The sequence below is a fragment of the Aequorivita sp. IT1282 genome, from assembly GCF_058068205.1.
Genome location: NZ_JBYRHR010000001.1, coordinates 358040 through 384231, shown reverse-complemented (window position 1 = coordinate 384231; position 26192 = coordinate 358040). Strand labels below are relative to the sequence as shown.

The window sequence follows — 26192 nt, the reverse complement described above, 5'->3', positions numbered from 1 at the left end:
CATAACAGCCTTCGAGGTTTAAATTAAAAGGGGAGAAAAAAAGCGCTCGGCTTTAAAACCAAATATATTGATTTACTTTAGGTAATTAACATTTTACCCATAAATAACTTCAATTTTTTTCAAAATATATAACAACATATTTAACTTTTACTTATTGTTGTTTCATATAAATTAATATCTTAGTCCTGTATCCCCAAACCTAACCGCTCCATGAATAATGAGATTGAAAAGCTTAATTCTGTATGGAAAAATTCGCAACAAACTGCTACTCAGAATACCTAACTGCCTACCATAAAATTCGAGGAAATTATTGGGTCGCTTATTAGCACCGGGCCTTTCTACTACTACATTGTCGATTTTTATGATATGTCGCTTTCCAATGTAAGTCCCACTATTACAGAAATTCACGGTTTGGATCCGAAAACCGTAACTTTTTTCGATATTTTAGATACCATCCACCCAGACGATATGGAGTTTGTTGCCCAAGCAGAAAAGGCAAATATTCAATTTCTGTATGGCACTTTGGGAAGAGGCAAAATTTTAGAATACAAGTCAAATTTTTCATTTAGAAGTAGAATGGCAGATGGCGAATACGCCATGCTAAATCACCAGGCATTGGTTTTAACGCTAGACGATAATGGCAATTTTGGAAAGTCGCTCAACATACATACCCGAATAGACCATTTAACCAAAAGCAACACCAATCAGGTTTCATTAATAGGCTTAAATGGGCTTCCTTCTTTTATGAATATTAAATTAAATGATGGTTTGGTGGAATCTACAAAATACACCAAAAGGGAAATAGCAATTCTAAAATTAATCTCTGATGGAAAAACAAATGAAGATATCGCCGATAAACTTTTTATTAGTCCGCTTACTGTAAAAACGCATCGCAACAACATTCTTAAAAAAACGGAATGTAAAAACACTTCGCAATTAATTAAACAAAGTATTTTACAGGGATTGATTTAAGGTGCAATAAATACTCCTTTTGGTGTATGTTCTACGCCATTTTTAATGATTTTATTTGAAAAAATTGAATTAAATTTACTAGACTCTGTTCGTCAATTAATTCACATTATGTATGAAAGCTTTCAACAGTAAACTTTTCATATTTCTTGCCTTCATAGTAGCAAGCACTACCTTATCTGCCCAAGACGAAAACAAGCTATTTGGAACATGGCAACTACAGGAAATTTCATATAAAAATACAAGGGTCAATGCGGCAACGAGTACAGATTCTATATTGGCCATTTTTAATGAAGCCCTTTACAGAAAGCTTTCGGCAGAAGAGCGATTGTCTATGGGTGCGTTAGAGCAATCTAAGATAGAAGCAGAATCACTGCTGAATAAATATTATAAAACTACAATAGAATTTACGGCCAATGGCGCTTTTTATAATAGCTCACCTTTGCTTGATAACAGCCTTTCTGGTGAATTTCTTCAGCATAAAAAAAAGTTATTCATGGAATGGGAAACAGCTGAGAAAAGCACTTTTAAAATTATAAAAATTAATGCTTCGGAACTCGTCTTGAAAGACGTGGATTTGAAGATTACCTATCGTTATACTAAATCATAAAATAATTAAATTATGAAACACACATTAGTAATTTTGCTGCTATTTACTTCTGGATTATTTGCACAGATCAATACTAAAGCAATCGCAGGCTATAGTGATTGGGACACGTTTAAAAATCCTTTTGAAGCCTTGCAAATACGCTACAAATTAGAAAAACAAGATGGCGATATAGGATATTTTTCGGCACAACTTAGAATAAATTATGATGAACCTACTCGTTGCGTTGAAGCCAGATGTAAGGGATATGCATTATCTTTTGGTCTGCCTCAATTAGACGGTAAAGATGTAGTCTATCTGCACTACAAAATTTATTATCCGTATAATGAAATACATACCATCCCAGAATTAATCCCTATGCAAATGTCTTTTCTAGATGGGTCTAAAAGAATGCTAAAACAGGATGGGTTTTATTTTGCTGTTAATGATACTGCCGAGCCCGTGTATTTACAATACTTCTTTATTAAATCAGCCGATTTAATATTAGATGGCTCGCCTTTAAGGTTCAGAGATTTTGTTGAGGCGGAAGCGGTTACTTTAAAATAGAAATTACACTAAAGCAATTTAGAATATATAGATGCTATCTAAAATTAGACTCTATATATCAATTTCCAAACTAATGATGACTTTCGAAGAGGCCTATAAAACCTATATAAAAGACAAAAAGATCATCTCTTGGGGCTTTCAGCAACCGGTAAAAACGTTATTGCCCAATGGATATTATGCCTACCCTGCCGGGTATTATACAGAGTTCGAAAACAATTATCGAATGATTTTTAACGGCGCCTCCCTTGAAAAAGCTGATGTACAAGAGGCTATGATTTTAGATCCAAAGGGGTTGCCAGTTGCAAGAGATACAGAAACTATTTATTATTTTGAGTAAATGTATATTAGCGTAAACATTCTATAATGAAACTCTCCAAAGACGAAAAAAAATTCTGGCAACGCCATTTTGATATATCTGCACTTTCAGCCATTCCTACAGAAATGAAAGGATTTAAGGCAATTGATGAAAGTACGGACGATGAATTTTTCTACTATCTAACAATGAGAGTATCCACCATTTTTGAAATTCATTTAAAAAGAACACTAGTTACCGATGCAGGGGTAGCCCACATTTGCAAGATTCAGCAGTTAAAAGAACTTACCTTGCGCAGTCACCCAAATATTACCAAAGCCAGCATCCCCTACTTCAACGAGATGCCGCATTTAGAAAGGCTAAATATTACCAGAACTCAAATTACGCTTTCCCATTTATGTGAAAGCTTAAATAATCAGAATTTAAAAGAAGTCTTTTTAGATTCCGAAGAAGATGATACAGAGGATGAAATTCTTAAAAAAGGTTTTCTACTAAAAGAGCGCATGCCCAATTGCAATATTTATTTAGACGTTTCGCATACCGAATATATTCCGGGTGTCCCTGAAAAACCTATTTTTTAAGAAATATTGCGCATTAAGTTTATAAAGCTTTAACGGGACATCCAATAGCCTTAGTAAAATTGGGGTCAGGTTTTTTACCGTTATCTAAAGCGTTTATAGCTTCTTCTACGTACTTCACCTTAACATCTGCGGCAGCTCTTGCATTATCGTCAATAGTGCCTATGTATTGTACCTCTTTGTTACTATCCAATAAAAATACATGTGGCGTTCTAACGGCTCCGTATTTAGGGAATACACTATGCTTCTCATCAGCTAAATAAACGAAGGGAAAATCTTTTTCTGCGGCTCTTTTTTGCATTGCTTCAAAATTTTCAACTTCATTATCTTCACTCACGTTAGGATTAATGGCAACCACAGCATATCCCTTTGGAGCATATTTATTATGAAGTGCTATTAAACGGTCTTCATACATTTTAGAAAACGGACACTCATTGCACGTAAAAACAACAATATATCCCTTGGCATTTTTAATATCGGAAAGAGAAAATATTTTCCCATCAACATTCTTCAATTCAAAATCTGTAGCTACATCTCCAATTTTATAACCGCCAATTTCTTCTAATGTTTTAGTTTGCTCCGGACTGTGATTTCCTTTTGGGGGTCCTTTTCGATCACCACTTGGTGGAGGTCCATTTCTATCTTGGGCCAATGCAGAATTGCTTAGAAATAAACCGCTTAGCAGTATCATTGAGGCGAAGAATATATTACTTTTTTTCATAGTTGTTTTTATACTTTAAATTTTTAATTTCATTTTCAAGGTCATTGATATTTTCAAACATTCGTTCATGGTAAGAACGCTTTTTATTGTTGAATATAATTGTAAACGGTATTGCCCCGGACCAATTAGGGTCTATCTTATCTATCCAACTGTTGGAGTCTGGATCGTCCAAAAGAACCACCTTTAAATTAATTCCCTTCTTCAATAAAAATGGTTTTAGTTTTGTTTCTATGTCTTCAGGAAAATCAAGACTTACCAGAGTAACTTTTACATTGGGATTATTGTTTTGATATTCCTGCAGTATTGGCAACTCTTTTACGCAAGGCGCACACCACATAGCCCAAAAGTTGATAATTTGAATTTCTTCGGAATCTGTATAAAGAAGCGGTTCTAAACTTTCAAAATTTAAAATTTGAATCTCTGAATTGATAGATTTTACGCTTGAAATATTTGACTCACTTTCGGTTGTAAAACCAAAAAATAGAAAGGGAATTATTAATAATATACTTCTATACATCATCATATTTGACCGACTTTAATTTTGATAGTTTAAAGGTATTTTTAGTTCTTTTATCAACTATCTGAAATAGACGGTTAGCTGGATTTTATCGAGGAATGTACATTCTCAATAGATGGAGAATATTCTTACCGAGATGCATCGAACCAAAAATCAATTGTCTTTAAATTTTGCTGTATACTTTGCCCTTGGGTTCTTTCACCATTATTTTGTCCACCTCTTCCTCCTCTGCCTCCTGATCGTTGTCCACCGCCTCTCGACTTTGATCCAGACCCTTTTGAACTACTATCGCCTTTCGGTCTTGCATCTTCCATTTGGCCAGTTTTTACTCCAATAACCAATTTTGAGAAGTCTTCTTTTACGTTTGCATTTATTCTATTCTTAGGTATTTTTAACCGATATTCAAATAGACCTTTTTCAACATTGTAATTATAAGAAAGTGAAACATCTAAGGAATTTAAAAAAATATTAAACCGCTCTTGCGATTCGTAATAATTATATAATGCCTCTTTAGGTAAATCGCTTTCAACACGTGTGGCTATATTCTGTTTCAATTTAACCTCATCTTCCCAGGATTCACCGTTTGTAGAAGGAGCTTCCTCTTTATTAAAACTTGGTTTAACAGATTCAAGCGGATATTTTAAAAAAACATCTTCATTCTTTTTTCCTTTAACATCAAAATATACCGTTAGCCCTAAACGAAGCATCGATTGTATAATGTCATTATCTGTTGTACTTATATTAATATGCAGGTTTGTTTTGTCTTGAAATACTTTGAACACTACATTTTCATTATCAATGCTTATGGTATCAGATACAATTGTAGTTTTTGAATTTTTTGCACTTAAAGAAAATACACTGCAAAGCAAGGCTAATATTATTACTGTTTTTTTCATAATTAATTCATTTCTATAATACCAACAACTTCATACGCTCTAGTTCCATCTATTTGAACTTTTTCATATAGAATATTGGCGTATTCATAATAATTTTGACCGTCTATTGTTACTTTTTCATAATCTTCTGGAAGTTCATAGACAATGGTTCCCACCTCAGGGTCTACCACTTCATATACATTATTTGTATAGACATAAAAAATACCTTGAACATTATAATAATCATAGGTATTATAGCGTACCCTTTTGTAATTAGTTGGTATCTGTTTTACTTTAAAGCCTACCTTGGGCGCAATTGGTATATAACGTCCTCTAGATTGCGTGTAATACTTATTATTAGCGTAATAATAGTTTTGGCCACTATATTTTACGACGGTTTTGTTTGGAACATTTCTAACAGAAACTACTTTTTTCTGCGGTGTTTTATAAGTTACTTTGGTACTCGACACCCTACTATTTATTGTATTTTTAGTAGTTGTTTTTGATGTTCTATCGGTTGTTTGTGTCGTTTTATTAATTGTGGCTGAACTTCTATTTGTTTGGGAAGTAACCTGTGCGGTAAATGCCATTATAAATAATGATGGCAATACAAATGTTTTAATGAATGCTTTCATAATTTCTAAATTTTAATAATTGAAAACTCTTTTCGCTAAAAACAGAATACGTTTATTAGCATTGATAGTTTAAAAGTAATTCGATTATTATGGCGAAAAAATGAATATAGAAGATCTCCTAGATTGTATCTACAAATACCGTGATTTTATAGATTTGAAAAAATGTAGCTTAAGAATCAAGCGAATTATTATTTACAAACTCCAAGAATTTAGGTTTGTATTGTTCTGAGACTGTAATGCGCTGCTTATTGATTATGATTTGGCTACGCTCAATGGTTTCCACATTTTTTAAGGAAACAATAAAAGAACGATGTACACGCATAAAATGAGCTTCGGGAAGTTCTTCTTCTAATGACTTTAGGCTCATTAACGTTAAAATAGGTTTCGGATTATCCTTCAACCAAATTTTAATATAATCCTTAAGGCCTTCAAAATACAATACATCGGCTAGTTTAATACGCAATTGTTTGTATTCAGATTTTACAAATAGAAAATCTTTTTCTTGTACCTCCGCTAAAGCTTCGTTCGACACGCGGGCAGAAATGGTAGCTTGCTTCTTCCCTTTTGTCAATTCAAACCAAGTATGAGCTTTGTTAGCTGCGGCAAGAAATTCAGCATAATCAAAAGGTTTTAAAAGATAATCTAAGGCTTCAACTTTAAAACCTTCTAAAGCATATTGATCAAAAGCTGTTGTGAAAATTACCCTCGTTTCTTTGGGAAGCATTTTTGAAAATTCAATCCCTGTTAAATCTGGCATTTGAATGTCTAGAAATAGTAAATCGACGGTTTCGGATTTTATAAACTCCATAGCTTCTATAGCGCTACTACACTTCTTTTTAAGCACCAAAAAAGGTGTTTTATTTACATAGCTTTCAACTAGATTTAATGCCATTGGCTCATCATCTACTATAACACAACTTATCTTTAGGTTACTCATAACTTATGTGGTTTCAATTTCTAAATGCGCTATATAACGATTGTTTTCTACTATCGTTTTAAAATTATATTTTTCTGGGTATAATAATTTCAGACGTTTTTTATTATTAGGAAGTCCAATTCCAGAACCACTTTTATCGTCTGTTTTTTTAGGAAAATTATCGTTTTCAATAGTAAACACTACTGTTTTCTTTACGTAATTCATATTTATTTGAATTGTACTTTCTTTACTTGCAGAAACCCCGTGTTTAAAGGCATTTTCAATTAATGATATGAATAATAAAGGTGCAATTTTAATACCTGTTTCTTCTGAAGGAAAATTATAATTTATCACCGTTTTATCTGAAACACGCAATTTCATCAAATCGATATACTTTTTCATGAAATCGATTTCTTTAGTTAAAGGGATTGTTTCAACATTGGTTTCATATAACATATAACGCATCAGTTTACTTAAACTATGGATAGAGGTTTTAGCTTGCTCTGGCGAAATATCTACTAATGCATAAATGTTATTCAATGAATTAAAAAAGAAATGTGGCTGCAACTGGTAATGCAAATGTTGTAATTCTGATTGTAGTTTAAAATTAGCAGCTTCCTTGCGTTCTGCCTCTGTTTTTACCCAGCGTTTGGTGCTTTTTACAGCTATAGAAAATAATAATGGTGCCAAATATGATAGGGTCTGAACATAAAGAAATATTTTAAAAGGGGGACCATTACTAGTATCTCGATTAGTACGTTTTTCAATGAATTCGGCAAAATATGAAGTTTCTATAAAGTCTTTTAGCATTAAAAAAAGAACAATAATTGCAGCATTTATTAGTATAAATGCAAGCATTTTTTTTTGAAATAAAAACGTATCTATCAGCACAAAATAATTAAGATAAAATAGTACTGCCGAAAACAATAATGGAATCCAATAGTGAACAAATAAACGGTTAATTTCCTGCTCTTGTCCGTAAGACAAAAAGTACGGCATGCTAAAGAGTACTAACCAAACAAGGAAATGCGAAAAGAGGGTTATTTTTTTGTTTTTTTCCATTATTAATTTATTCATAACGCAAAGCGGTTATAGGATCTAAGGCCGATGCTTTTCTTGCAGGATACCATCCAAAAAAGATGCCTGTTACGGCACATACAGCAAACGATATAACAATAGAATACAATGCCACACTTGTAGGCCAATTTAAGAATTTCTCAATAAATACCGTAGAAGTGAGTCCTAAAAGGACGCCTAAAGCACCACCAGTTACACTAATTAAAATAGCTTCTATTAAAAATTGCATTAAAATATCAGCTCCTTTTGCTCCTACAGCCATTCTTAATCCAATTTCTTTGGTCCGTTCTTTTACTGAAACGTACATAATATTCATAATTCCAATACCTCCAATTAATAACGAAATACTAGCAACTGCCACTAATAATAAAGTTAACATCTCACTTGTAGAACTAAAAGTAGAAATAAGCTCTTCCATAGACTGTACACTAAAATCGTCCTTACTTGGATGAGATATTTGATGTTGAATTCTCATAATTTCTGAGACTTCAGTAACAGCATTTGGCGCATCGTCTTCACTTATTGCCGAAGCCATAATTTGACTGATATAATCAATAGCCAAAATACGTTTTTGTACGGTTGTATATGGTGCAATAACCACATCATCTTGGTCTTGACCAAAGGTGTTTTCTCCTTTTACTTCTAATACACCAATCACTGTAAATGGAATATTATTAAAACGAATCATCTGTCCAATAGGATCTTGCCCATCAGGAAACACGTTGTCCACGACCGTTTGCCCAATAAGTGCCACTTTAGAAGCCGTTTGTACTTCGGCATCTGTAAACATACTACCACTTTGCAAATCGACTACTTTAATTTTGAGATAATCTGGATTTACGCCATATATATTTGATGGCCAGTTGTTAGAACCATTTATAACTTGTCCTTTACCAGTAACCAATGGTGTTGCATAACTTAAAAAGGTGGCTTGATCTTTAACGGCTTCATAATCTTTAAGGGTAAGTGTTTGCATCTCATCTGCACTTGCGCGAACACCACTACTTGAAGCAGAAGCAGGTCTAATAGTAATAATATTAGAGCCCATACTTGAAATGTTTTCGCGAATACTTTCTTTAGAGCCTTCACCAATAGCGAGCATTGCAATTACCGATGCCACACCTATAATGATGCCTAACATAGTTAGTAAAGTTCTCATTTTATTAAGAACGATGGCTTTAAAAGCGATTTTAAATAAATTTAATAGTCTCATAATTAATCGTCTTGTTTAGGTAATTTTGCTAACTCTACTTTTGCCGATTGTACATTTTCATTTTTGTAATCTTGAATGATATTTCCATCTTTTAAAACAATGGTTCTACTACTAAATGTTGCAATATCTTCTTCGTGTGTTACAAAAGCGATAGTAATACCTTGTTCGTTTAACTCTTGAAAAATGGACATAATTTCATAGGCAGTTCGTGTGTCCAAGTTTCCTGTTGCTTCATCGGCAAGTAACATAACAGGATTATTAACTAATGACCGTGCAATGGCAACACGTTGTTGTTGCCCTCCAGAAAGTTGTGAAGGTGTATGGTCTAATCTTTCGCCCAAGCCTACTTTTTGCAAAGCTTCAATAGCACGTTTTCTGCGTTCTTCTGTGGAAACTTTACTATTATATAATAGCGGTAATTCTACATTTTCGATAGCAGATGTTCTTGCCAATAAATTATAGGATTGAAAAATAAATCCGATTTTTTCATTACGTATGGTTGCTAACTGATTTTTAGTAAGGTCTTTAACCTTAACACCATCAATTTCAAAGTTGCCAGATGTAGGTTGGTCTAAACAACCCAAAATATTCAACATAGTACTTTTTCCAGAACCAGATGAACCCATAATGGTTACAAACTCGCCTTCTTTTATATCAAACGAAATACCTTTTAACGCGCGTACCGTTTCGGATCCCATGGTAAATTCGCGTTTTAAATCTTCTATTTTTATAATTGCTTTGCTCATAGTATTATCTTTTTCCTCCACCTCTTGTGGTTGATGGCATAAATGGATTTTCGCTTTTATCTGTTGTTTTTGTTCCAGAAGCACTTACGCCTTCTAAGCTATATACTAATTTGTCACCTTCAGAAATTCCTTCTAAAATTTGAACGTTAACACCATCGCTTGCACCCAAAGTGACTTTTTGAGATTTTATTTCTCCATTGCTACTGTAAACCCACACAACGCTACCTTTGTCTTCATATGTTGGTCTTTCTGTTGATCTTTCTGTTGATCTTTCATTTGTTTGTTGTGCCGTAAGATTGTGTTGTTCATTATAAGCTGTTAACTCTAGACGTGTTGGTTTAAAGTTAATGGCTTTGGCTTCGGCAGTTAATACATCATTTAATTCCAAAGTGTAGATTGAAATGATTGCTGTTAAGCCTGGTTTTAATTTTAAATCTGGGTTATCTGCTTTAACCACTACCGTATAGGTTACCACATTTGAGGTTACCGTTGGGTTTAATCGTACTTGTGTAACAACGCCTTCAAATTCTTCTCCTAAATAAGCATCAACAGTAAAACTAACACGTTGCCCTTCTTTTACCTCTCCTATGTCTGCTTCATCAACATCAGCTTCTACCTGCATTTCTTTTAAGTCTTGAGCAATTGTAAACAAGGTTGGTGTGCTTAAACTTGCGGCTACAGTTTGACCTTCGTCAATGGCTCTCGATAATACCACACCATCAATTGGCGAATAGATATCGGCATAACTTAAATTGGTTCTCGCTTTTTGTAAATCAGACAAACGTTGAGTCACTGTGCTTTTTGCAGTTTCATAATTGAAGTTTGCATCATCAAAATCAGACTTACTTATTACTTGACTGTCGTATAATGTTTTTTGACGGTCATAAATAGTTTTGGTGTAGTTCTTTTGATTTACAGCATTATCATAAACAGCTTGTGCCTGCGATAACGTAGCTAACAGATTAGTTTTGTCTAATTCGGCAATCAGTTGTCCTTCGGTAACCACACTGTTATAATCCACATATATTTTTTCGACTACACCAGAAACTTGTGTTCCAACCTCTACTTGGGTTATAGGTTGAATGGTTCCTGTTGCCGTAACCATAGTGGTTACGCTCCCTTTTTTTGCTGCGACTGTTTTTGCTTCTATAACAACGGCATCTCCGCTATTTAAAAAGCTGTATCCTACAACGGCAAGAACAACCAGTATAAAGCCTCCTATTATAAATTTCTTTTTATTTTTCATGATTGTATTGATTAAAGTTTAATGTCGTTTCCTTGATAAAATTGTAATAATTGATGGTATAGAATATTTAGGTATTTGGCCTGCAAATAGTTTTGTTGGGTATTGGTATAAGTATTTTGGCTAATCACTAAATCTGTAGTGCTTAAACTTCCCAACTCATACTTTTTTTGCGCGAGCTTGTACGATTGTTCTGCTGCTGCTTTTGAAGACTCCGCAGCAATTACTTGCTCTTGGGCGGATAATGCATTTTGGTAAGCTGTTTCTACTTTTTTATAGACTTCCTTTTCAGTGGCTTGCTTTTGTATCTCCGCTTTATCAATATTTATAGTTGCAGTTTGGACGGCAGCTTTGGTTTGATTTCTATTGAAAATGGGGATGCTTAAAGACAAGCCCAATCTTTGATTAAAATTAACATCAAACTGATCTGTAAAAGTATTATCGTTAATACTTGTATATCCTGAACCAATGCTTCCAGTTAATGATAGCACTGGTAAATAACCGCCTTTTGCTATATCTAATTCCTTTTCGTTTGCAGCAACATTTAGACTACTCGCTTTAAGCTCTGGTAAAAACCCCAAAGCATTGTTATAAACCTCGTTTTTATTAAGTTCTAGGTTTATTAAATCCATATTTTCATCTATGGTTTCAATTTCTAAAGTGTCAAGAGGTTGGAGCTCTAATAATTGTTTTAGAACAATTATGTATTGTTCGTAATTATTTTTAGCTGCAATTACATTGTATTTGTTAGTCGCGGCTTGACTTTGCGCTTCTGTATAATCACTCAATGCAATTGTTCCGGCGTCTAAACGAGCTTTAGCCCTTAATACTTCTTTTTCTGAAACTTCTAAATTATTTTCAGCAATAGTGATGCTTTCTTTACTGTATAAAGTTTGTAAATAGGTCTCTAAAATGTTTAGCACGATGTCATTTTTCGCTACTTCCTCTTGAAAAACACTTTGTTGTAATCGAATTTCATTTTGCTTAATTTGATTGGTGATTTGGTTTCCTTGAAATAGAGTCATATTGCTGTTAATCCCAACATTTGTACTATGTATCTGGTCTGTTACATAGCTACTTGTAATAGGATCTATTGAATTTCCATTAGAAAAATTTTGGGAAGCGCTACCAAACAAATTGGGCAATCTTGAGGATTTAGCCTTGCTATAATCTACTTCTGCACTATTTGTATTTAATGCAGCGTCTTTAACCGTAATGTTATTTTCTAACGCGTAGGTTATACAATCTTCCAAAGACCATATTTTTTTTGAAGCATTAGTAGCTTCTTGTGCGAAAGAAAATTGCACTAGTAAGAAACTTGCTATGATTAGGAATGGTTTCATTTTATGAGTGTTTTTAATTAACACTTCAAAGGTGAAACTATATACTACCTTATTAAACTGTAATAGATGTTTGAGGGAATTGCCTATATAAAAGACGTTATTTTATCGATGAGAATTTTTCGTTTTTAGCTGATATGTTTCATTACACCACTATAGACTTAATTTCACAAAAAAAGGAACCATCTTTTATTGATGGTCCCTTCTAAGTTTTTTTTTGCAATAACAGAGGTTATTGTAGCTATGATTTACTCAGTTTTCAACGTTTTGATATCTGTAACCAATTGCGCAATCGAAGCTCTATTTAAACCATTATAAATTCCTCTAATATGCTTGTTTTTATCAATAAGCAAAAAGTTTTCGGTATGTAGAAAATCATCTATACTTTTTGTAACTCCAAAATCATTTTCAACAAAATATTGATTTCTGCCGAGTGAATAAATTTCATTTTTATCACCAGTTACAAGATGCCATTTATTAGCTATCGCATCATGGTTTTCAGCATACTCTTTTAAAACCGCTACCGTATCTGTAGATGGCATTACCGAATGTGAAAGCAGAAGTACGTCATCATCCTCTTTAAATTTATCTTGTAACTGAATCATACTTTCCGCCAACTGCGGACAAATACCTGGACAATTTGTAAAAAAGAAATCTGTAACATAAATTTTATCTTCAAAAGTTTTTTGAGTAACCGTATCGCCTAATTGATTGATCAATTTGAAATCTAATATTTTATGAAAACTCTTTTCTTCTGGAGAACCGGGAGTTAACCAATTTGGCGTAAACGATTCATCGTTATAATAGGGTAAGTGATCCACTCTGCTGGTTTCAACAATTATGATATCTTCCTTTTTTTGCTCATTTTTACAGCTCGTACTTAAAAATACCAGCATTAAAATTAAAAAAGAGCTATATTTTTTTATCTTTAATAACAACTTCATTTTTTAGTTTATAACATGAATTAGCTTTCCGCATCCCAAAAATGCGTCCGTTTTTGGCTTCATAATTAACATATAAGGTTCCGTTTAGCAACCAAGCTTTCTGCAATCCCTGCTCTTGCCCATCTATAAGATATCGCTGTTTAGCTATTTGTCCCGTGGGGTACCATTCTTCTTCAATACCTTGCTTAATACCATCTATATAATTTGATTGTGACGATAATGCTTCATTATCCCACCAAGTTTTATAAATGCTATCTAAACGGTTATTCTTATAATAAGATTCTACACGAAGTATTCCTTGTTCTGACCACTTTCTTGCAATACCCTCTCTTTTGCCATTAATAAAACCAAGTCTTTCTGATAAAGTATCGTTTGCATAATAGCTAATCGAATAGCCGGAAAATGGTTTGCTCTTGTAGTACCATTTTCCTTCTATTTGATTTAAAATTAACTCCTTTTTTAGTACCTCAACATCTTCAATAATAAGAACATTTTTAGAAGGAACAGTCTCAACAAGTTCTGAAGTATTCACTAAATTGTTAGTACAATTAGTAAAAAGAGAAAATACGAGAGGTATAAAAAAAAGAGTTTTCATTGTTTAGTATTAATATCCTTGGTAAGGCCCTGCGAATGCTAAATATGAACCTGTATTAGAATATAATTCATTTATAATATGATAGTGATATTCTTGTTCACCTAAAGTATATTGTGTAGTAGTTGTGTGCCCACCTGAGGCATCCAAGTCGGTTGGATAAGTACCTGTGGCGTTACATTTTCTTCCGTATAAAAATACGCCGTCAAGCAAGATTCCAGCTAATTTGTCATCATCATCTGTAAAAGCTTTTGGCTCTAAATGATAATGGTATACGCCTGGGCCAATGTGTGCTCCAGTCCAATCTAAACTTGCAGCTGCCTGATCTAAAGGCCCACCACCTTCCTGATCGTTAAAAATTGAAGCACCACTTACGGCAATTCCAATAGTATTTAATTGAGTAGCCACCGTAGCGCCAGTTAAATTAGGAGTAGCATCCACAGTTATAGTCGTTGCATTATTGTTGCTGGACATAATGGATGGGGTTACTTGAACATCGGGCTCTTCTCTATATAATGGATGGCCCTCTCCCCAATACACTGTTTCGTGATTTGGCAATCCTGTAGTTTCTATAACCACCTTAGTTCCATCTAAATAAATTGTGGTTGCTTCTGAATTAAATGCCGCAAAGGCTGCGTGTAATACTGTTACAACTTCTTCGTCTTCTACTTCTTCTGTGGTTGAATCATCGCTTGAACAAGCCATAAAAGCAGAAGTTGCGATTGTTGCTAAGGCGAAAATTTTAAGTGAATTTTTCATAGTTTTTATTTTGAATTATTAAATATGTGTAAAGGTTTTGTTTTAGGTTCATTTGCCGAAAAACCAGACCCCGCCGAAACGAAATGGTTGTTAATCGATAATGGTTTTGCTAGTTTCATAATTTTATATTTTTCTATATAGCATCAAATGTAAGCACCATATAAACACCAAAATTTTCTATTCAACGGATACCCATAATATTTCAGTGAATTAAGGGTTTTGTTCAGTAAGTTGAAATTAACGAACTTCTAAAAGCCGCATTTTTCGGCGTTTAAAGATGTTTATTATTAAAAACCCAATCCCTATAATACCTAATAATGAAGCCACCATTATTGAAGAAAATAGATTTGCGTTTTGTTCCACTACTTGCGTAAACTCATTATTATTTACTTGCAGAGCCACGAAATAATCATTCGTATTATTTAAGATAAAATGCTTTTTTTCGAAACCATCTTTTAATAATACTACAGCACCCTGACTATGGTGTATATCTTTAAATGAAGTGTTTTTAATTTCTACCGAATGTATTGAAGTTGGAATTCCAGTTACTTCAAAAACAACGTTGGTTTCGTGCCCTAGTTTTACAAGCCCTTTACTAAATGTTACGGCTTCTTCTCCATTGAAGTTTATTTTAAGATTGTTCTTTATGTGTTCTAGTACCATTTGCTGAAACTCTTCCGGAGTTTTATACGGTGTTTCAGAAAAATGGGTTCGTATTTCTTGCTGAAATGCCGTTAATGAGGCACTTATTTGCAACACCCAAACATTATTTTCTTTCTCAACCAACATTGTGGTTGAAACATCGGGATTATGCGCAAAACTTGCCATAGAAAACAATCCAGCTAGTATTAAAGTGATAAATTTTTTCATAATTTCTATTATTTAGTTTACGTAAGCGCCTTTTAAACCATTTATAAAATTGTTGTTTCCTGCTTTATCTACGTGATAATGGTATCCGCGAGTTTCATCGGAATGGCCACGTAATTCATCCAAATCTGTGGCTGAATTTCCGGCTGCATCTTCTAATTCATATATTCCCAGACCGTCTAATGCATAGCCTATCAAGGCTGCGTGTCCATCTGTTTGAGCTACTTGGGTGCCAAATCCTGTTGCGGCGTGATAGTGATAACCTTGATGTACATTAATGTGTCCACCAGCATCATCAACAGGGGCTAATGTGTAAGCAGCAAGAATCATATCTGTAGGCGCTGGTGCGGAAAATTCTATACCATTAAGCGCTATACCACGCGTTGATGGAGCATCACTTCCTGGGCCACCTGGACCTCCTGGGCCTGTTGCAAAAAGCACGGAATTGCTTTGAAGCACAGGTGTTATAGGTATTAAAAAGGTTTGCGTTAAATCTGTTATATATGCAGGTAAGCATTCTACACAAAAGTTTTCATATTCTTCGCCCACGTCTGGATTTGCAGCGTTTATACAATCTTCTTCGGTTTCGGTAACATACACATCTCCATTGGCATCATACATTAACCAATTATTGTCGTTATAAAAAGTTGCCATATTTGCAATGAAAGCTCCATCTACATCATATACTTCTCCGCCTTCCATCCATAGACCACCAGCTTCCGCACTATCGGTTATGTTTTGTGGACACCAAGGCCCCATTTGGTGATCTGAAGGTGTGCTGCTCGTAACAATTTGATAGCATTCAGTAACTGTACCATCAGATAGTGTACAAGGAACTGTAGTTATTGTTACAGAACCTGATGTGAAATTGCTTTTTTCAACATTTACAACCATTCCTAAATCAGTTTCTGTTTCAGCGGCGGTATCATCGCTTGAACAGGAATTACAACTTAGCAATCCCATAGAAAGGATGGCTAACCCTACAAAAGATAATTTTGAAATTTTCAATTTAGTAATAGGTAAATATTTGTTTTTGAATTCGTGAAACATAGTTTTCATAATTTTAATATTTAGTGAATAATATTTGCGTTTTATCTAATAACTTTTTTCAGCTTGAAGTTGAATTAACTCCTTATTTCAGGCTTCAATTTAATAGCTAATGATTCTGTTTTTTTACGAAGTTTTTTCGCTAGCGTTAATTGAATTTCAGTTTGTAATAATCTGTCAATAACACTGTTTTGATATTCTCTGCTATTCAGTAATTCGGCATAATTTGATTGTTGTCCGAATGTTTTAATTTGAGAGTATTTTATATTCTTTTCTGGAAGCATATCTATTAACGAAATGTGTTTTTCGATAACTGGCTGCAAGCGATTGGCTACGATATTCTTAATCTTCATTTCTTGATTTTTGAATACGCTTATTTCATTTGGATAGCTAGCAATTAATTCTTTCAAAGTTTCATTTTCTAGAAATTCAAATTTGTTTGTATTGTTAATTGAATTCAGCGCATCGTCTCTCAAATTGGAATCGCTAAATTTTACCTCCACAATTATATCCTTTGCTTCCTGTGTTAATTGGTCTGGCTGTAATCCAACAGAGTGAAGAGAGCTTTGCATTGCTAGCACACTAGTGTCGTATCTAACAATGGCACTGTCTAAAACATTAAGGTTTGTACGTAACTCTTCGTATAGACTCTCATATATTTTTACCTCAACTATTCTGTTCTTTCTAATTTCGTTTAGATTGCTGATCTTCCACGCAATTAATATCCCGATCGTAATTAGTAGAATTTCACCAAATGCATACAAGAGGTAATTTTTAACCTTCCCTGAATCAACTAATTTTCTTCTAATGTTTCTGAATAGCCTCATCGCGTATGGTTTTGTGCTTTCGTTTTAAATTTTTGGTTAAAAAAAAGCTTCGCAAGGAACTACGAAGCTTTCATTAACACTGCTAATTAACCAACCAAAATTATTATCTATTCTTTTTTCGCTCTCTTGCTTCTGGTTTCGGAGCTTTTTTAAATTCCGCTTCTGAAATAAAGCCGTCTTCATCTGTATCAATCTTACTAAAGCTATCTTTCAAAGGACCTTTTACTTCATCCTTAGCAAGTTTACCGTCGTCATTTGCGTCCATCTTTTCCATCAGTTCGCTAAATGTTGGCGGTTTTTGTTGTTTATCTCCTTTTGACTGTGCGTTTGAAAGTGTAATTCCGAAGCACATTACTACTGCTGTAAAAACTATCTTTTTCATAATATATTTGTTTTAAATTCATACTTATGACCTCAAAGGTAGAGCATAGATTCTTGCAAAAAATGGGTTTTAAGCGAACTAGCCCTGCTATTCAGTCAGTGGATGTTTATAGTCTGTTAAGGTCTTACGGAGCTATTAAAACATAGGGTTATTTCATTAAAATCCCGTGATCGCTTTCGTGTAATCAGCAATGAAACCGCTATTCTTGATTGCTTATTGAGTGACAAAAAAAAACTCCGCGAAACAAATCGCGGAGCTTTCATCAACCATTATTGATATCAAAAAAGAGATTAGGGATTAATCTTTAAGTATCTTAATAACGGCACTATTATTTACGGAAACAAAATAAGTTCCTTTTGCGAAATTTGAAAAATCTACTTGTATTGTTGACGAGTCATTATAGGTTTCTGAAAACAACAATTGTCCTGTAACTGCAACCACTTTTACTGAGGTAATACCGCCATCAGAATTGGCTATATTTAAGATGGATTTTGTTGGATTTGGGAAATAATTCAAATACTGTTCGGTATCAAAAGAATTAACAGCTAAAATGGATTCATTATCTTCTCCAAAAGTTGGTCGCTTAATAACGAAGTCGCCAGTACCGTTTGGTATTCTTGAATAGCTCAAATCTGTTTCCTGTTGGCCAAATTCAATATTCTCGATAATGGTTCCATCTGCATAAGATAGAATAGCACTTTCACCGCCAGCAGAGAATTTTATATCTGCGTGTAATCCATCTTGATCTAAATCTTTATCGCACCAAACTATTAAATAACTATTGGGAGCTAAAGTAAGTCCATCAGGAAATTCCCACTGTAATAAATCTGATGGATCGTCAGATAAATATAAGCCATCAAGGCTTAAAGTTGTATTTGTGTTATTGTAAAGTTCTATCCAATCTTCGTATTCTCCATCTTGATCTGTTATAATTGTTTCATTATCGGCCATTAATTCATTTATCACTAAATCGCCAACAGATAATGGAATATATGATGCGTTAAGCGTATAATATTCGTGTTGTGCCCGTGCTGGTGAAAATGCGCCTATGTTCGTATTTTCTGCGTAAACGTAGTAATGTGTGTAGTCATTGGTTATCGTTAAATCTATTCCGTAAACATTATCACCCGCCGCGCCATCGTTATGGACACCGTCATCAAACATTTCAATTTTTGTGAAGGGTGCATTTTCGTCTGTTCTATAACCAAAAAACACTGCATTTCTATTAATTACAGTAGCAGTAAATGTAACAGCATCGCCAACTTCGGGGTCATTGCTTGAAGGAGTTACGTTCGAAATTGTAGGCTGAGTAACCGTAAAATCTGATAATGCAGACAAGTAGCTTCCGCGTGCGTTCATTAAGTTAGCGATACCCGGCGCTGTATTCTGGCCAAGATTATAATCTGTATTAATATTCCCAACAAATTGTGCGTAGGTGTAAAACTTATTATTGTCTGCTTGTACTGCGGCAGAAATAAGGTTTTGGTAGTCATTAGCCAAAGTCAAGTAATTTGATGTGGTAATATTTTCCGTTAAAATAGTTTTGTAATGGGCTAAGTACATTTTTTTGTAACGTGGAACTGCCAATAATTTTGAAATCAATGGAAATTGAGAACTATTTAAATGCAATAAATGGCTCACTTGTGCCTTTTGTGTAGTAGAGTTTAATGGTTGTCCTTCTCCTGTCATATTGAAGGTTCCAAAAGACATATTTAAATCCCAAACCACTGAATTAAATACTCCAGAGTCGGTTTGATACAAATAATAGTTTTGCTTAAACTGCCCAATATAGCTGTCAATATTTACAATAACATTATCAAAAGCTAGCATCCATAAAGCTCTGTCAACATCAAGAACAGTCTCAATGTTTGTAACATCGTTGTTAAGGATGTTTGTTAATTCAATTAACTCATCCCAATCGTCGGTACCATCAGATTTAATTTCATAAGCATCCTCATAGCTGCTGCTGTTAGTTCCTAAATATTCCAAGTTAGGATAAGCATTCGATCCTGGACCAGCTCCATCTGGAGGGCTACAGCTAAAAAAAGCATTTGTTTTGGAACCAAACCTGTTGTCCACAAATGTTTTGGTAATTGCCTCGGTATTTGTGTACAAACCAATCAATGTTCCGTTTACATACACGTTAGTGTAATTTGCTTTTGGCGCATCCATATACTGCCCAGCAATATTGTATGAAATCGTTTCACGAACAAATGACGGATCAAAAATTACGTTTGCCAACTTGATATCTTTATAACCTTGGTAATCCTGATCTATATAAGTATCCAATTCTATATGAAAAGGATTCTTGGTATAATTGGGGTTATAAGAACTATTCCCTTTATATTTCACGCCTACTGTTTCAAAAAGTTCTCCGTTAATGGTAACAGATTCAGCTTGGGTGTAATTATTATCGCCTGCCATTTCAATATCTAAAAGCTCATCCCAGTTAGATTGTGCAAACACAATTTCAATAGTCTGTATGGTGTTGATATCATAAAAATCTTGCGAAAATGATTTCTCACTTGCTACAATGGTCAAAAGCACACTTAAAGCAAGTGTCCATAATTGGTTTATTTTAAGTCTTTTTAGCTTCATGTTTCTTTATTATTAATTGAATTTCTGTAGCAAAGGTGCCATTATCGACTTTATTGATTTTATGTTTTAAGCGAAACGGTCAAAGTTTTAAGCGAATGCCCTTTTGGTGAAGGTCAATCGTACTTATCTCCCCTCCCAAAACAGGTTAAATTGAAACAGAATGAAAAAATTTGTGTTTTATTTGTGGAATGAAAATTAGATTTCACATTATAGTCCAAATATTATTATGGGCTTTGGTATGGTTTATAATGAGCCTAAACCAACAGAATACCGCCCAATTTCTAATTAGAAATTCAAGTGCCTTTGGATTCCAAGTTTTTGCAATATTAGCGGCATCCTACTTTGTAGCACCAAAATTATTATTTAAAAAGAAGTATGTAATTTTTCTATTTGTTTCAATAGCGTTTATAGTTGTGAGTGCCTATCTCTCTTCTGAATTAGCTATGAAACCACCCCGACGAATAGGACCTCCTGGCCCCAATGGACCTACTCCGCCTTCAGCTTTTTTAATTCAATTGCTACTAATTTCGGTGAGTTATATTTTAAGTGTATTGGCAGAAACCTTTCTCTTTGCACAAAAGAAGGAAGAAGCCATCGCTAAACAGACAGCGGCACTCGCAGAAAGCGAGCTTAAATTTCTTAAAATGCAGATTAATCCACATTTTCTATTTAATTCTCTGAATAATATTTATGCGCTTTCTATTTCAAATTCAGAAAAAACGCCAGAAAGCATACATTCACTTTCAGAAATGTTGCGTTACGTAATATATGACTGTGAAAGACCGAAAGTGCCAATAGAAAAAGAAATACATTATATTGAAAACTTCATCGAATTATTTAAGTTGCGAAGCAGTAAACCCTTCAATATATCTTTTATAAATGAAGTGGAAAACACTTCAATAGCGGTTGCACCTATGCTTTTTATTATCTTTATTGAAAATGCTTTTAAACACAGCGGAATTGAAAAAAGAGGCGACTCTTTTGTAGCTATTAAATTACAATCTGTAAACAATAAAGTGATTTTTAGTGTTGAAAATAGTTTGCCGAAAGAAAAGATCAGTAAAGATAAAAGCAGTGGTATTGGATTGCAAAATGCTAAAAAGCGTTTAGAGATAAGTTATCCAAACCAGCATGATTTAGATATTGAAAATGGCGCTACTTTTAAGGTCCTTTTAAAACTTTACCCAGATGCATAAAATAAAATGTGTAGTTGTAGATGATGAAGAATTGGCCAGAGAGCTAATAAAAACCTATATCCAAAAAGTAGATTTTTTGGAATGTGTTGCAACCTTTGAAAACCCACTAGAAGCACTAACGCTATTAAAGTCTTCTAAGATTGACCTGTTGTTTTTGGATATACAGATGCCCGATATAAAAGGCACTGAATTTGCCGAACTCATAAATACAACGGACACGCGCATCATTTTTACAACAGCTTATTCGGAATACGCCTTAAAAGGATTTGAACTAAACGCCCTAGATTATTTGGTGAAACCTATAGCCTTCAAAAGATTTTTGAGTGCAGTAGAAAGATTCCCGAAACAAGAAGGAAGTGAAGAAAATTTCATTGTTATAAAATCTGGCTACGACCTTCATAAGGTGCTGTATCAAGATATTATTTATATAGAAAGTGATAGTGAATATGTAAATTATCATCTTGAAAGTGGGAAGAAAATAATGGCAAACCAATCACTGGGAAAGTTGGAATCCTTATTGCCAAATACATTTTTAAGAGTTCACAGATCTTATATTGTGAATAAAGAAAAAGTAACAGGTTTAAAAAATAGAGAGCTTTTACTTACAGACGAAAAAATTCCTGTGAGCGACAGTTATTATAACGCTGTTAAAAAAGATTTGTTCAATAATTAATTGGCAATTTTACTTTTCGATCATAAATATTGACAAGCAATAATAATTTTCACACTTATAAGAAAGTTATCAATAAAGTAATATCTTAGACATAGATTCCCAAATCATACTCCCCCATGAAGTCTGAGATTGAAAAGCTTAATTCGGTATGGATAAATTCGCAACAAACTGCTACACAGAATACCCAACTGCCAAAAATAAAGTTTGAAGATATAATCAGTTCCCTTATTAGCACTGGTCCTTTTTACTATTACATAGTAGATTTTTTTGATATGTCGCTCTCCAATGTAAGTCCGTCTATTGCTGAAATTCACGGTTTAGATCCAGAAACGGTAAGCTTTTTTGATATTTTGGATACCATTCACCCAGACGATATGGAATTTGTTGCCAATGCGGAAAAGACAAATCTCGAATTTCTTTATGGCACTTTGGGAGTAGACAAACTTTTAAGTTACAAATCTAGTTTTTCATTTAGAAGTAGGATGAAAGATGGCCAATATGCCATGTTAAACCACCAAGCACTTATACTGACCTTGGACGAGAACGGGAATTTCGGAAAATCGCTAAATATACATACCCGCATAGACCATCTTACCAAAATAAATACCAACCAAGTTTCGCTGATTGGGTTAAATGGGCTGCCTTCGTTTATGAACATTCAAGTAATTAATGGCATAGACGAATCTGTAAAATATACCAAACGAGAAATTGATATTCTTAAACTGCTTTCAGACGGACAAAGCAATGCTGAGATTGCCGAAAAATTATTCATTAGCCCACTTACGGTAAAAAAACACCGCAACAATATCCTTAAAAAAACAGATTGCAAAAACACTGCCCAATTAATTAAACAGAGTATTTTACAGGGATTGATTTAATCTGAAAAAATACTCCCTTTGGTGTATTGCTCACGACTTATTAATTGAATTTATTTGAAAAAATTCTATTAAATTTATAAGTGTTTAGTCATCAATTAACTCCTACGATTTATGAAAGCTTTAAGCAGTAAACTTTTCATATTTTTCACAATCGCATTAGTAAGCACTACCCTATTCGCCCAAAAAGATAACAGCCTTCTTGGAAGGTGGCAATTGCAGAAAATCTCCTTCAAAAATACTACAGTCGACGCTGGAACTAATAAAGAATTGGTACTTGCCATTTTTAATAAAGCCCTTTATAAACAGCTTACAGCAGCGCAACGATTATCGTTGGAAGCGCTAGAGGAAAGCAAGGCGGAAGCTGAATCACTACTTTATAAATATTATCAAACTTCAATTGAATTTAAGGCCAAAGGTGCTTTTTACAACAGCTCATCACTTCCAGATAAATCTCTTTCCGGTGAATTTCTTAAAAACAAAAAGAAATTGCTGTTAGAGTGGGAAACGGCTGATAAAAATAAATTCAAAATTTTAAAGAACACATCGGATACGCTTGTTTTAAAAGATACTGAATTGAATATTTCGTACCATTATTTAAAGTTCTAATAATGAAGAAATATCTTCCCCACATCTTAATTTCTTGGGTTTTCACAAGCTCTGCCCAGCAGACAGAAAATTTGCAGCAAGCCGTTAACTATATACAGGATTACTATTCCTCCTTTACAACTGGCTACGACTATAATGGCAGTTATGTTGCACTTACCGAAAATTATAGGGCAACCTTTTCCGACTCCATTTTTACCCAAAGTTATGATATAGTGGACGCAGACAAAAAGTATAAAAACCATACTGTAACCATTAACCTAAAAAATGTGCTACGTATTGAGCCCTACGGTACAGATGTGGTAGAAGTTTTGGGCAATGATCCGCTGATACTTCCCGTGTGCGGCAAATTAGCCTTTATAACGAACACTGAAATTTTTGAAATTAATATTTATTACGAAGTAGATGCCAATGTTGAAGACTCGGAAATCTACAAATCCTTTAACCAATTAATTAAAACCTATAAAAACTGATACTCATGAAAAAAAACAAAATCGCGCTATTGGTAGTTTTCCTCCTTATAGCAACCCTGGCTAAAGCCCAAAATGGAAATTCTTCAAATAGCTTTCCTCCTATTCAAAAATATATGGATAAAATTAAATTTGCAGATAATTATACAGAGCCCACCAAAGTTTCGCAAACGCTTACTGCCACAACATATGTTGTTACTTTAGAATCTGTTGATATGAAATGGAAAGAAACCTATTCTGGCATCGATTGGAGCGATTTTTCGCAATATAGATATAACGAATTTAAAGACTATTTCGTGGTCGAATTCTATTTTTATGAAGATATAGCCTACAAAATGGATGATGAGGAATTTGGTATTACAAATGAAGAAGTAGATTCCTTTAAATGTAAATTTTTGCCAGAAGATAAAGATAAAGTTTTGGAAGTTTTGGAAGTCTGGGAAGATAATCGCTAGGATTAAAAGAGGAAGATTTCAATGCTAATAATGCCAATTAAAATTAGGGATATGAAAACAAAACTAACCGTTGTAATTATAGCGCTTTTTTGCAGCATACAGGTAAATTCACAAACAAGGCAGGAAGTTTTTGGCAGTATCCAAAAATTGGTAAGCAAAACCGAAGGCCAAAAAGTAAAGTCCAACAATGTATTCGCAAAAAAAGACGATAAGCTGGGCAAACAGGTATTTAATGAAAAAGTGATAAGTGTAAATAAAATACCCGAGGGAAAAAGCAGTTATGAATGGGTATACCGCGCAACCGAAATTTCGTGGAATGATTTTTTTGATTATTTAGTCTATACCGAATTCAACAATGACAAGCTTCAGGTTGTAAGGCTCAATTTCAATAAATCTTTTAAGAAAGAACACTTTACAAACGATAATGACAGCGATACTTCGCCATCAACTTCTGATTATTTCGAGTTTTATGTTTTAACCAGCGACGAAGATGAACTTATCCAATTGTTGAAGCGCCTTGAAAGTTTAAAGGAAAAGAAACCAGAATCTGAATTCAATAAAGAGATTGCAAAATTCAGTAAAGAACAAACCATTTCCTGGTTAACCGAAAAATTAAAGAAAAATATTGCTGGCGATAGTTATACTAGGGGTTTAACTCTTGTAGATATAGACGCTTGCAAGCTAGTTTTCGATTATTCAAATATGGTTGGGAGAAAATATCGGGAAATTATACCTACCGATATAGCGTCTATCAATAAATACAGTCAATTTACGTACAATGATGATGTCTGTATTTCAAAATCGTACGCATTTGGAATTATTCAGCATGAGGATGAAATAACCTATAAGAACATATCTTTTTTGAATATCGATACCACCGATGAAGATTTAGTATCAAACATAAACTTCGCCATGAAGCATTTGGCGGGGTTTTGCAATGGGACGCATTCCACTAAAAATACAATATCCACAGCCACTAATAGCAGCTCTAAAAAAAATGAAGACCAGAATGTTAATCATGTTTTCGATTTAATTGATGTTGACTCTGCATTAGCATTTTATAATGCAATGAATAAAGACACAAATTCATTTTTTGTTGGCAATACTAAATATTCCATTGAAAATGCTACCGATTTCGCGAATTTCCTAAACAAAAACTGCTATGCAGCACTTCATTGGCAGGGAAACGACCATTATCAATTTGATGAAGTTGGAAAAACGGATTTCAGTAAAAAATCTATAGAACTCACCGTTAAAAATGACCGGCTTCATTTAAAATCAAACATTCCCTTAAATGGAAATTGCGATTACGGATTGAAGGAATTTCCAGTGGTTGACAGCAATAGTTCTGAAACTCGCGAAACAACGGAAACAAAATATTACTATTTCACCTTGAATTTTGAATACGAGTGTAAGGGCGTAAATTATAAGTATCTAACTATATTTATAGAAGATAAAACATTGAGTTCTTACGCTAAAGTAAAGGAGTTATTTACTACTTATAGCAAGGGCTAATTTCAATTCGGCATTTAAATTTTTAGTTGCAAAATGAAAATAATTGCGTTTGAGCAATCTTTCAAAATAAATCCTGATAAAATAATAGTA

At 33.9% G+C, this 26192-nt stretch carries 30 protein-coding genes; 12 read left to right on the top strand and 18 right to left on the bottom strand.

What is annotated here, in order from left to right; translation table 11 throughout:
- The first annotated feature begins 366 nt into the window (after positions 1–366).
- The 5 genes from AC3RVG_RS01865 (at position 367) to AC3RVG_RS01845 (ending at position 3016) form a co-directional block, all read left to right on the top strand.
- Positions 367–972 carry a LuxR C-terminal-related transcriptional regulator gene (locus AC3RVG_RS01865; protein WP_489689729.1) on the top strand — a complete coding sequence of 202 codons (606 nt, stop codon included), beginning with the start codon at positions 367–369 and terminating at the stop codon, positions 970–972.
- 112 nt (positions 973–1084) lie between these two features.
- Positions 1085–1579: a hypothetical protein gene (locus tag AC3RVG_RS01860; protein ID WP_489689728.1), complete on the top strand. Its 495-nt coding sequence runs from the start codon at positions 1085–1087 to the stop codon at positions 1577–1579.
- A gap of 12 nt (positions 1580–1591) precedes the next feature.
- On the top strand, positions 1592–2122 hold the full coding sequence (locus AC3RVG_RS01855) for a hypothetical protein (protein ID WP_489689727.1): 531 nt from the start codon (positions 1592–1594) through the stop codon (positions 2120–2122).
- 73 nt (positions 2123–2195) lie between these two features.
- Complete coding sequence (locus tag AC3RVG_RS01850; protein WP_489689726.1) at positions 2196–2459, top strand: hypothetical protein; 264 nt, start codon at positions 2196–2198, stop codon at positions 2457–2459.
- 26 nt (positions 2460–2485) lie between these two features.
- Positions 2486–3016 (top strand): hypothetical protein, encoded by a 531-nt coding sequence (locus AC3RVG_RS01845; RefSeq protein ID WP_489689725.1) that lies wholly within the window; start codon positions 2486–2488, stop codon positions 3014–3016.
- Between the two features lie 19 nt (positions 3017–3035).
- Here AC3RVG_RS01845 and AC3RVG_RS01840 read toward each other — a convergent pair whose 3' ends face one another.
- The 18 genes from AC3RVG_RS01840 to AC3RVG_RS01755 form a co-directional block, all read right to left on the bottom strand.
- A complete protein-coding gene (locus AC3RVG_RS01840) occupies positions 3036–3734 on the bottom strand; it encodes a thioredoxin family protein (protein ID WP_489689724.1) in 699 nt (232 codons plus the stop codon).
- Complete coding sequence (locus tag AC3RVG_RS01835) at positions 3721–4257, bottom strand: TlpA disulfide reductase family protein (protein ID WP_489689723.1); 537 nt, start codon at positions 4255–4257, stop codon at positions 3721–3723. Before AC3RVG_RS01835 ends, AC3RVG_RS01840 begins: the two co-directional genes overlap by 14 nt.
- Before the next feature lie 122 nt (positions 4258–4379).
- Positions 4380–5147, bottom strand: coding sequence for a hypothetical protein (locus AC3RVG_RS01830; RefSeq protein WP_489689722.1), 768 nt, complete (start codon positions 5145–5147; stop codon positions 4380–4382).
- Between the two features lie 2 nt (positions 5148–5149).
- On the bottom strand, positions 5150–5761 hold the full coding sequence (locus tag AC3RVG_RS01825) for a DUF6515 family protein (RefSeq protein ID WP_489689721.1): 612 nt from the start codon (positions 5759–5761) through the stop codon (positions 5150–5152).
- A 169-nt stretch (positions 5762–5930) separates the two neighbouring features.
- Complete coding sequence (locus tag AC3RVG_RS01820) at positions 5931–6698, bottom strand: LytR/AlgR family response regulator transcription factor (RefSeq protein ID WP_489689720.1); 768 nt, start codon at positions 6696–6698, stop codon at positions 5931–5933.
- A 3-nt stretch (positions 6699–6701) separates the two neighbouring features.
- A complete protein-coding gene (locus AC3RVG_RS01815) occupies positions 6702–7739 on the bottom strand; it encodes a sensor histidine kinase (protein ID WP_489689719.1) in 1038 nt (345 codons plus the stop codon).
- 7 nt (positions 7740–7746) lie between these two features.
- Positions 7747–8967: an ABC transporter permease gene (locus tag AC3RVG_RS01810; protein ID WP_489689718.1), complete on the bottom strand. Its 1221-nt coding sequence runs from the start codon at positions 8965–8967 to the stop codon at positions 7747–7749.
- 2 nt (positions 8968–8969) lie between these two features.
- Complete coding sequence (locus AC3RVG_RS01805; RefSeq protein WP_489689717.1) at positions 8970–9713, bottom strand: ABC transporter ATP-binding protein; 744 nt, start codon at positions 9711–9713, stop codon at positions 8970–8972.
- A gap of 4 nt (positions 9714–9717) precedes the next feature.
- Positions 9718–10959 (bottom strand): efflux RND transporter periplasmic adaptor subunit, encoded by a 1242-nt coding sequence (locus tag AC3RVG_RS01800; protein ID WP_489689716.1) that lies wholly within the window; start codon positions 10957–10959, stop codon positions 9718–9720.
- Between the two features lie 11 nt (positions 10960–10970).
- Complete coding sequence (locus tag AC3RVG_RS01795; protein ID WP_489689715.1) at positions 10971–12299, bottom strand: TolC family protein; 1329 nt, start codon at positions 12297–12299, stop codon at positions 10971–10973.
- 245 nt (positions 12300–12544) lie between these two features.
- A complete protein-coding gene (locus AC3RVG_RS01790) occupies positions 12545–13240 on the bottom strand; it encodes an SCO family protein (protein ID WP_489689714.1) in 696 nt (231 codons plus the stop codon).
- Entirely contained in the window at positions 13209–13835 is a 627-nt protein-coding gene (locus tag AC3RVG_RS01785; protein ID WP_489689713.1) for a toxin-antitoxin system YwqK family antitoxin, read from the bottom strand. Before AC3RVG_RS01785 ends, AC3RVG_RS01790 begins: the two co-directional genes overlap by 32 nt.
- 9 nt (positions 13836–13844) lie before the next feature.
- Complete coding sequence (locus tag AC3RVG_RS01780; protein WP_489689712.1) at positions 13845–14591, bottom strand: YHYH protein; 747 nt, start codon at positions 14589–14591, stop codon at positions 13845–13847.
- A 237-nt stretch (positions 14592–14828) separates the two neighbouring features.
- Entirely contained in the window at positions 14829–15461 is a 633-nt protein-coding gene (locus AC3RVG_RS01775; protein ID WP_489689711.1) for a DUF6702 family protein, read from the bottom strand.
- A 12-nt stretch (positions 15462–15473) separates the two neighbouring features.
- Positions 15474–16517: a YHYH protein gene (locus AC3RVG_RS01770; RefSeq protein ID WP_489689710.1), complete on the bottom strand. Its 1044-nt coding sequence runs from the start codon at positions 16515–16517 to the stop codon at positions 15474–15476.
- Positions 16518–16582: 65 nt separating this feature from the next.
- Positions 16583–17332: a hypothetical protein gene (locus AC3RVG_RS01765; RefSeq protein ID WP_489689709.1), complete on the bottom strand. Its 750-nt coding sequence runs from the start codon at positions 17330–17332 to the stop codon at positions 16583–16585.
- Positions 17333–17435: 103 nt separating this feature from the next.
- Positions 17436–17714: an EF-hand domain-containing protein gene (locus AC3RVG_RS01760; RefSeq protein ID WP_489689708.1), complete on the bottom strand. Its 279-nt coding sequence runs from the start codon at positions 17712–17714 to the stop codon at positions 17436–17438.
- Between the two features lie 297 nt (positions 17715–18011).
- On the bottom strand, positions 18012–20312 hold the full coding sequence (locus tag AC3RVG_RS01755) for a CotH kinase family protein (RefSeq protein ID WP_489689707.1): 2301 nt from the start codon (positions 20310–20312) through the stop codon (positions 18012–18014).
- Between the two features lie 188 nt (positions 20313–20500).
- On the opposite strand from AC3RVG_RS01755, the gene AC3RVG_RS01750 reads away from it, so the two are divergent.
- From AC3RVG_RS01750 to AC3RVG_RS01720, 7 genes are all read left to right on the top strand, one after another.
- Positions 20501–21508: a sensor histidine kinase gene (locus tag AC3RVG_RS01750; RefSeq protein ID WP_489689706.1), complete on the top strand. Its 1008-nt coding sequence runs from the start codon at positions 20501–20503 to the stop codon at positions 21506–21508.
- The gene (locus AC3RVG_RS01745; protein ID WP_489689705.1) at positions 21501–22181 is read left to right on the top strand and encodes a LytR/AlgR family response regulator transcription factor; all 681 of its coding nucleotides are present in this window, start codon (positions 21501–21503) and stop codon (positions 22179–22181) included. The genes AC3RVG_RS01750 and AC3RVG_RS01745 overlap by 8 nt, the downstream gene beginning before the upstream one ends.
- A 116-nt stretch (positions 22182–22297) precedes the next feature.
- Positions 22298–23059 (top strand): LuxR C-terminal-related transcriptional regulator, encoded by a 762-nt coding sequence (locus AC3RVG_RS01740; protein ID WP_489689704.1) that lies wholly within the window; start codon positions 22298–22300, stop codon positions 23057–23059.
- 111 nt (positions 23060–23170) lie between these two features.
- Entirely contained in the window at positions 23171–23665 is a 495-nt protein-coding gene (locus tag AC3RVG_RS01735; RefSeq protein WP_489689703.1) for a hypothetical protein, read from the top strand.
- Between the two features lie 2 nt (positions 23666–23667).
- Positions 23668–24135, top strand: coding sequence for a hypothetical protein (locus tag AC3RVG_RS01730; RefSeq protein ID WP_489689702.1), 468 nt, complete (start codon positions 23668–23670; stop codon positions 24133–24135).
- A 5-nt stretch (positions 24136–24140) separates the two neighbouring features.
- Positions 24141–24587 carry a hypothetical protein gene (locus AC3RVG_RS01725; protein ID WP_489689701.1) on the top strand — a complete coding sequence of 149 codons (447 nt, stop codon included), beginning with the start codon at positions 24141–24143 and terminating at the stop codon, positions 24585–24587.
- A gap of 51 nt (positions 24588–24638) precedes the next feature.
- Positions 24639–26102, top strand: a complete 1464-nt coding sequence (locus AC3RVG_RS01720; protein WP_489689700.1) for a hypothetical protein — start codon at positions 24639–24641, stop codon at positions 26100–26102.
- Positions 26103–26192 lie beyond the last annotated feature (90 nt).

Coding starts and splice junctions, on each gene's coding strand:
- AC3RVG_RS01810 (WP_489689718.1), bottom strand. CDS start 8,967: ATGAGACTATTAAATTTATTTAAAATCGCTTTTAAAGCCATCGTTCTT.
- AC3RVG_RS01725 (WP_489689701.1), top strand. CDS start 24,141: ATGAAAAAAAACAAAATCGCGCTATTGGTAGTTTTCCTCCTTATAGCA.
- AC3RVG_RS01745 (WP_489689705.1), top strand. CDS start 21,501: ATGCATAAAATAAAATGTGTAGTTGTAGATGATGAAGAATTGGCCAGA.
- AC3RVG_RS01775 (WP_489689711.1), bottom strand. CDS start 15,461: ATGAAAAAATTTATCACTTTAATACTAGCTGGATTGTTTTCTATGGCA.
- AC3RVG_RS01820 (WP_489689720.1), bottom strand. CDS start 6,698: ATGAGTAACCTAAAGATAAGTTGTGTTATAGTAGATGATGAGCCAATG.
- AC3RVG_RS01830 (WP_489689722.1), bottom strand. CDS start 5,147: ATGAAAAAAACAGTAATAATATTAGCCTTGCTTTGCAGTGTATTTTCT.
- AC3RVG_RS01765 (WP_489689709.1), bottom strand. CDS start 17,332: ATGAGGCTATTCAGAAACATTAGAAGAAAATTAGTTGATTCAGGGAAG.
- AC3RVG_RS01845 (WP_489689725.1), top strand. CDS start 2,486: ATGAAACTCTCCAAAGACGAAAAAAAATTCTGGCAACGCCATTTTGAT.
- AC3RVG_RS01850 (WP_489689726.1), top strand. CDS start 2,196: ATGATGACTTTCGAAGAGGCCTATAAAACCTATATAAAAGACAAAAAG.
- AC3RVG_RS01790 (WP_489689714.1), bottom strand. CDS start 13,240: ATGAAGTTGTTATTAAAGATAAAAAAATATAGCTCTTTTTTAATTTTA.
- AC3RVG_RS01795 (WP_489689715.1), bottom strand. CDS start 12,299: ATGAAACCATTCCTAATCATAGCAAGTTTCTTACTAGTGCAATTTTCT.
- AC3RVG_RS01750 (WP_489689706.1), top strand. CDS start 20,501: ATGAAAATTAGATTTCACATTATAGTCCAAATATTATTATGGGCTTTG.
- AC3RVG_RS01800 (WP_489689716.1), bottom strand. CDS start 10,959: ATGAAAAATAAAAAGAAATTTATAATAGGAGGCTTTATACTGGTTGTT.
- AC3RVG_RS01855 (WP_489689727.1), top strand. CDS start 1,592: ATGAAACACACATTAGTAATTTTGCTGCTATTTACTTCTGGATTATTT.
- AC3RVG_RS01825 (WP_489689721.1), bottom strand. CDS start 5,761: ATGAAAGCATTCATTAAAACATTTGTATTGCCATCATTATTTATAATG.
- AC3RVG_RS01835 (WP_489689723.1), bottom strand. CDS start 4,257: ATGATGATGTATAGAAGTATATTATTAATAATTCCCTTTCTATTTTTT.
- AC3RVG_RS01780 (WP_489689712.1), bottom strand. CDS start 14,591: ATGAAAAATTCACTTAAAATTTTCGCCTTAGCAACAATCGCAACTTCT.
- AC3RVG_RS01740 (WP_489689704.1), top strand. CDS start 22,298: ATGAAGTCTGAGATTGAAAAGCTTAATTCGGTATGGATAAATTCGCAA.
- AC3RVG_RS01770 (WP_489689710.1), bottom strand. CDS start 16,517: ATGAAAACTATGTTTCACGAATTCAAAAACAAATATTTACCTATTACT.
- AC3RVG_RS01760 (WP_489689708.1), bottom strand. CDS start 17,714: ATGAAAAAGATAGTTTTTACAGCAGTAGTAATGTGCTTCGGAATTACA.
- AC3RVG_RS01840 (WP_489689724.1), bottom strand. CDS start 3,734: ATGAAAAAAAGTAATATATTCTTCGCCTCAATGATACTGCTAAGCGGT.
- AC3RVG_RS01785 (WP_489689713.1), bottom strand. CDS start 13,835: ATGAAAACTCTTTTTTTTATACCTCTCGTATTTTCTCTTTTTACTAAT.
- AC3RVG_RS01755 (WP_489689707.1), bottom strand. CDS start 20,312: ATGAAGCTAAAAAGACTTAAAATAAACCAATTATGGACACTTGCTTTA.
- AC3RVG_RS01865 (WP_489689729.1), top strand. CDS start 367: ATGTCGCTTTCCAATGTAAGTCCCACTATTACAGAAATTCACGGTTTG.
- AC3RVG_RS01860 (WP_489689728.1), top strand. CDS start 1,085: ATGAAAGCTTTCAACAGTAAACTTTTCATATTTCTTGCCTTCATAGTA.
- AC3RVG_RS01735 (WP_489689703.1), top strand. CDS start 23,171: ATGAAAGCTTTAAGCAGTAAACTTTTCATATTTTTCACAATCGCATTA.
- AC3RVG_RS01805 (WP_489689717.1), bottom strand. CDS start 9,713: ATGAGCAAAGCAATTATAAAAATAGAAGATTTAAAACGCGAATTTACC.
- AC3RVG_RS01720 (WP_489689700.1), top strand. CDS start 24,639: ATGAAAACAAAACTAACCGTTGTAATTATAGCGCTTTTTTGCAGCATA.
- AC3RVG_RS01815 (WP_489689719.1), bottom strand. CDS start 7,739: ATGGAAAAAAACAAAAAAATAACCCTCTTTTCGCATTTCCTTGTTTGG.
- AC3RVG_RS01730 (WP_489689702.1), top strand. CDS start 23,668: ATGAAGAAATATCTTCCCCACATCTTAATTTCTTGGGTTTTCACAAGC.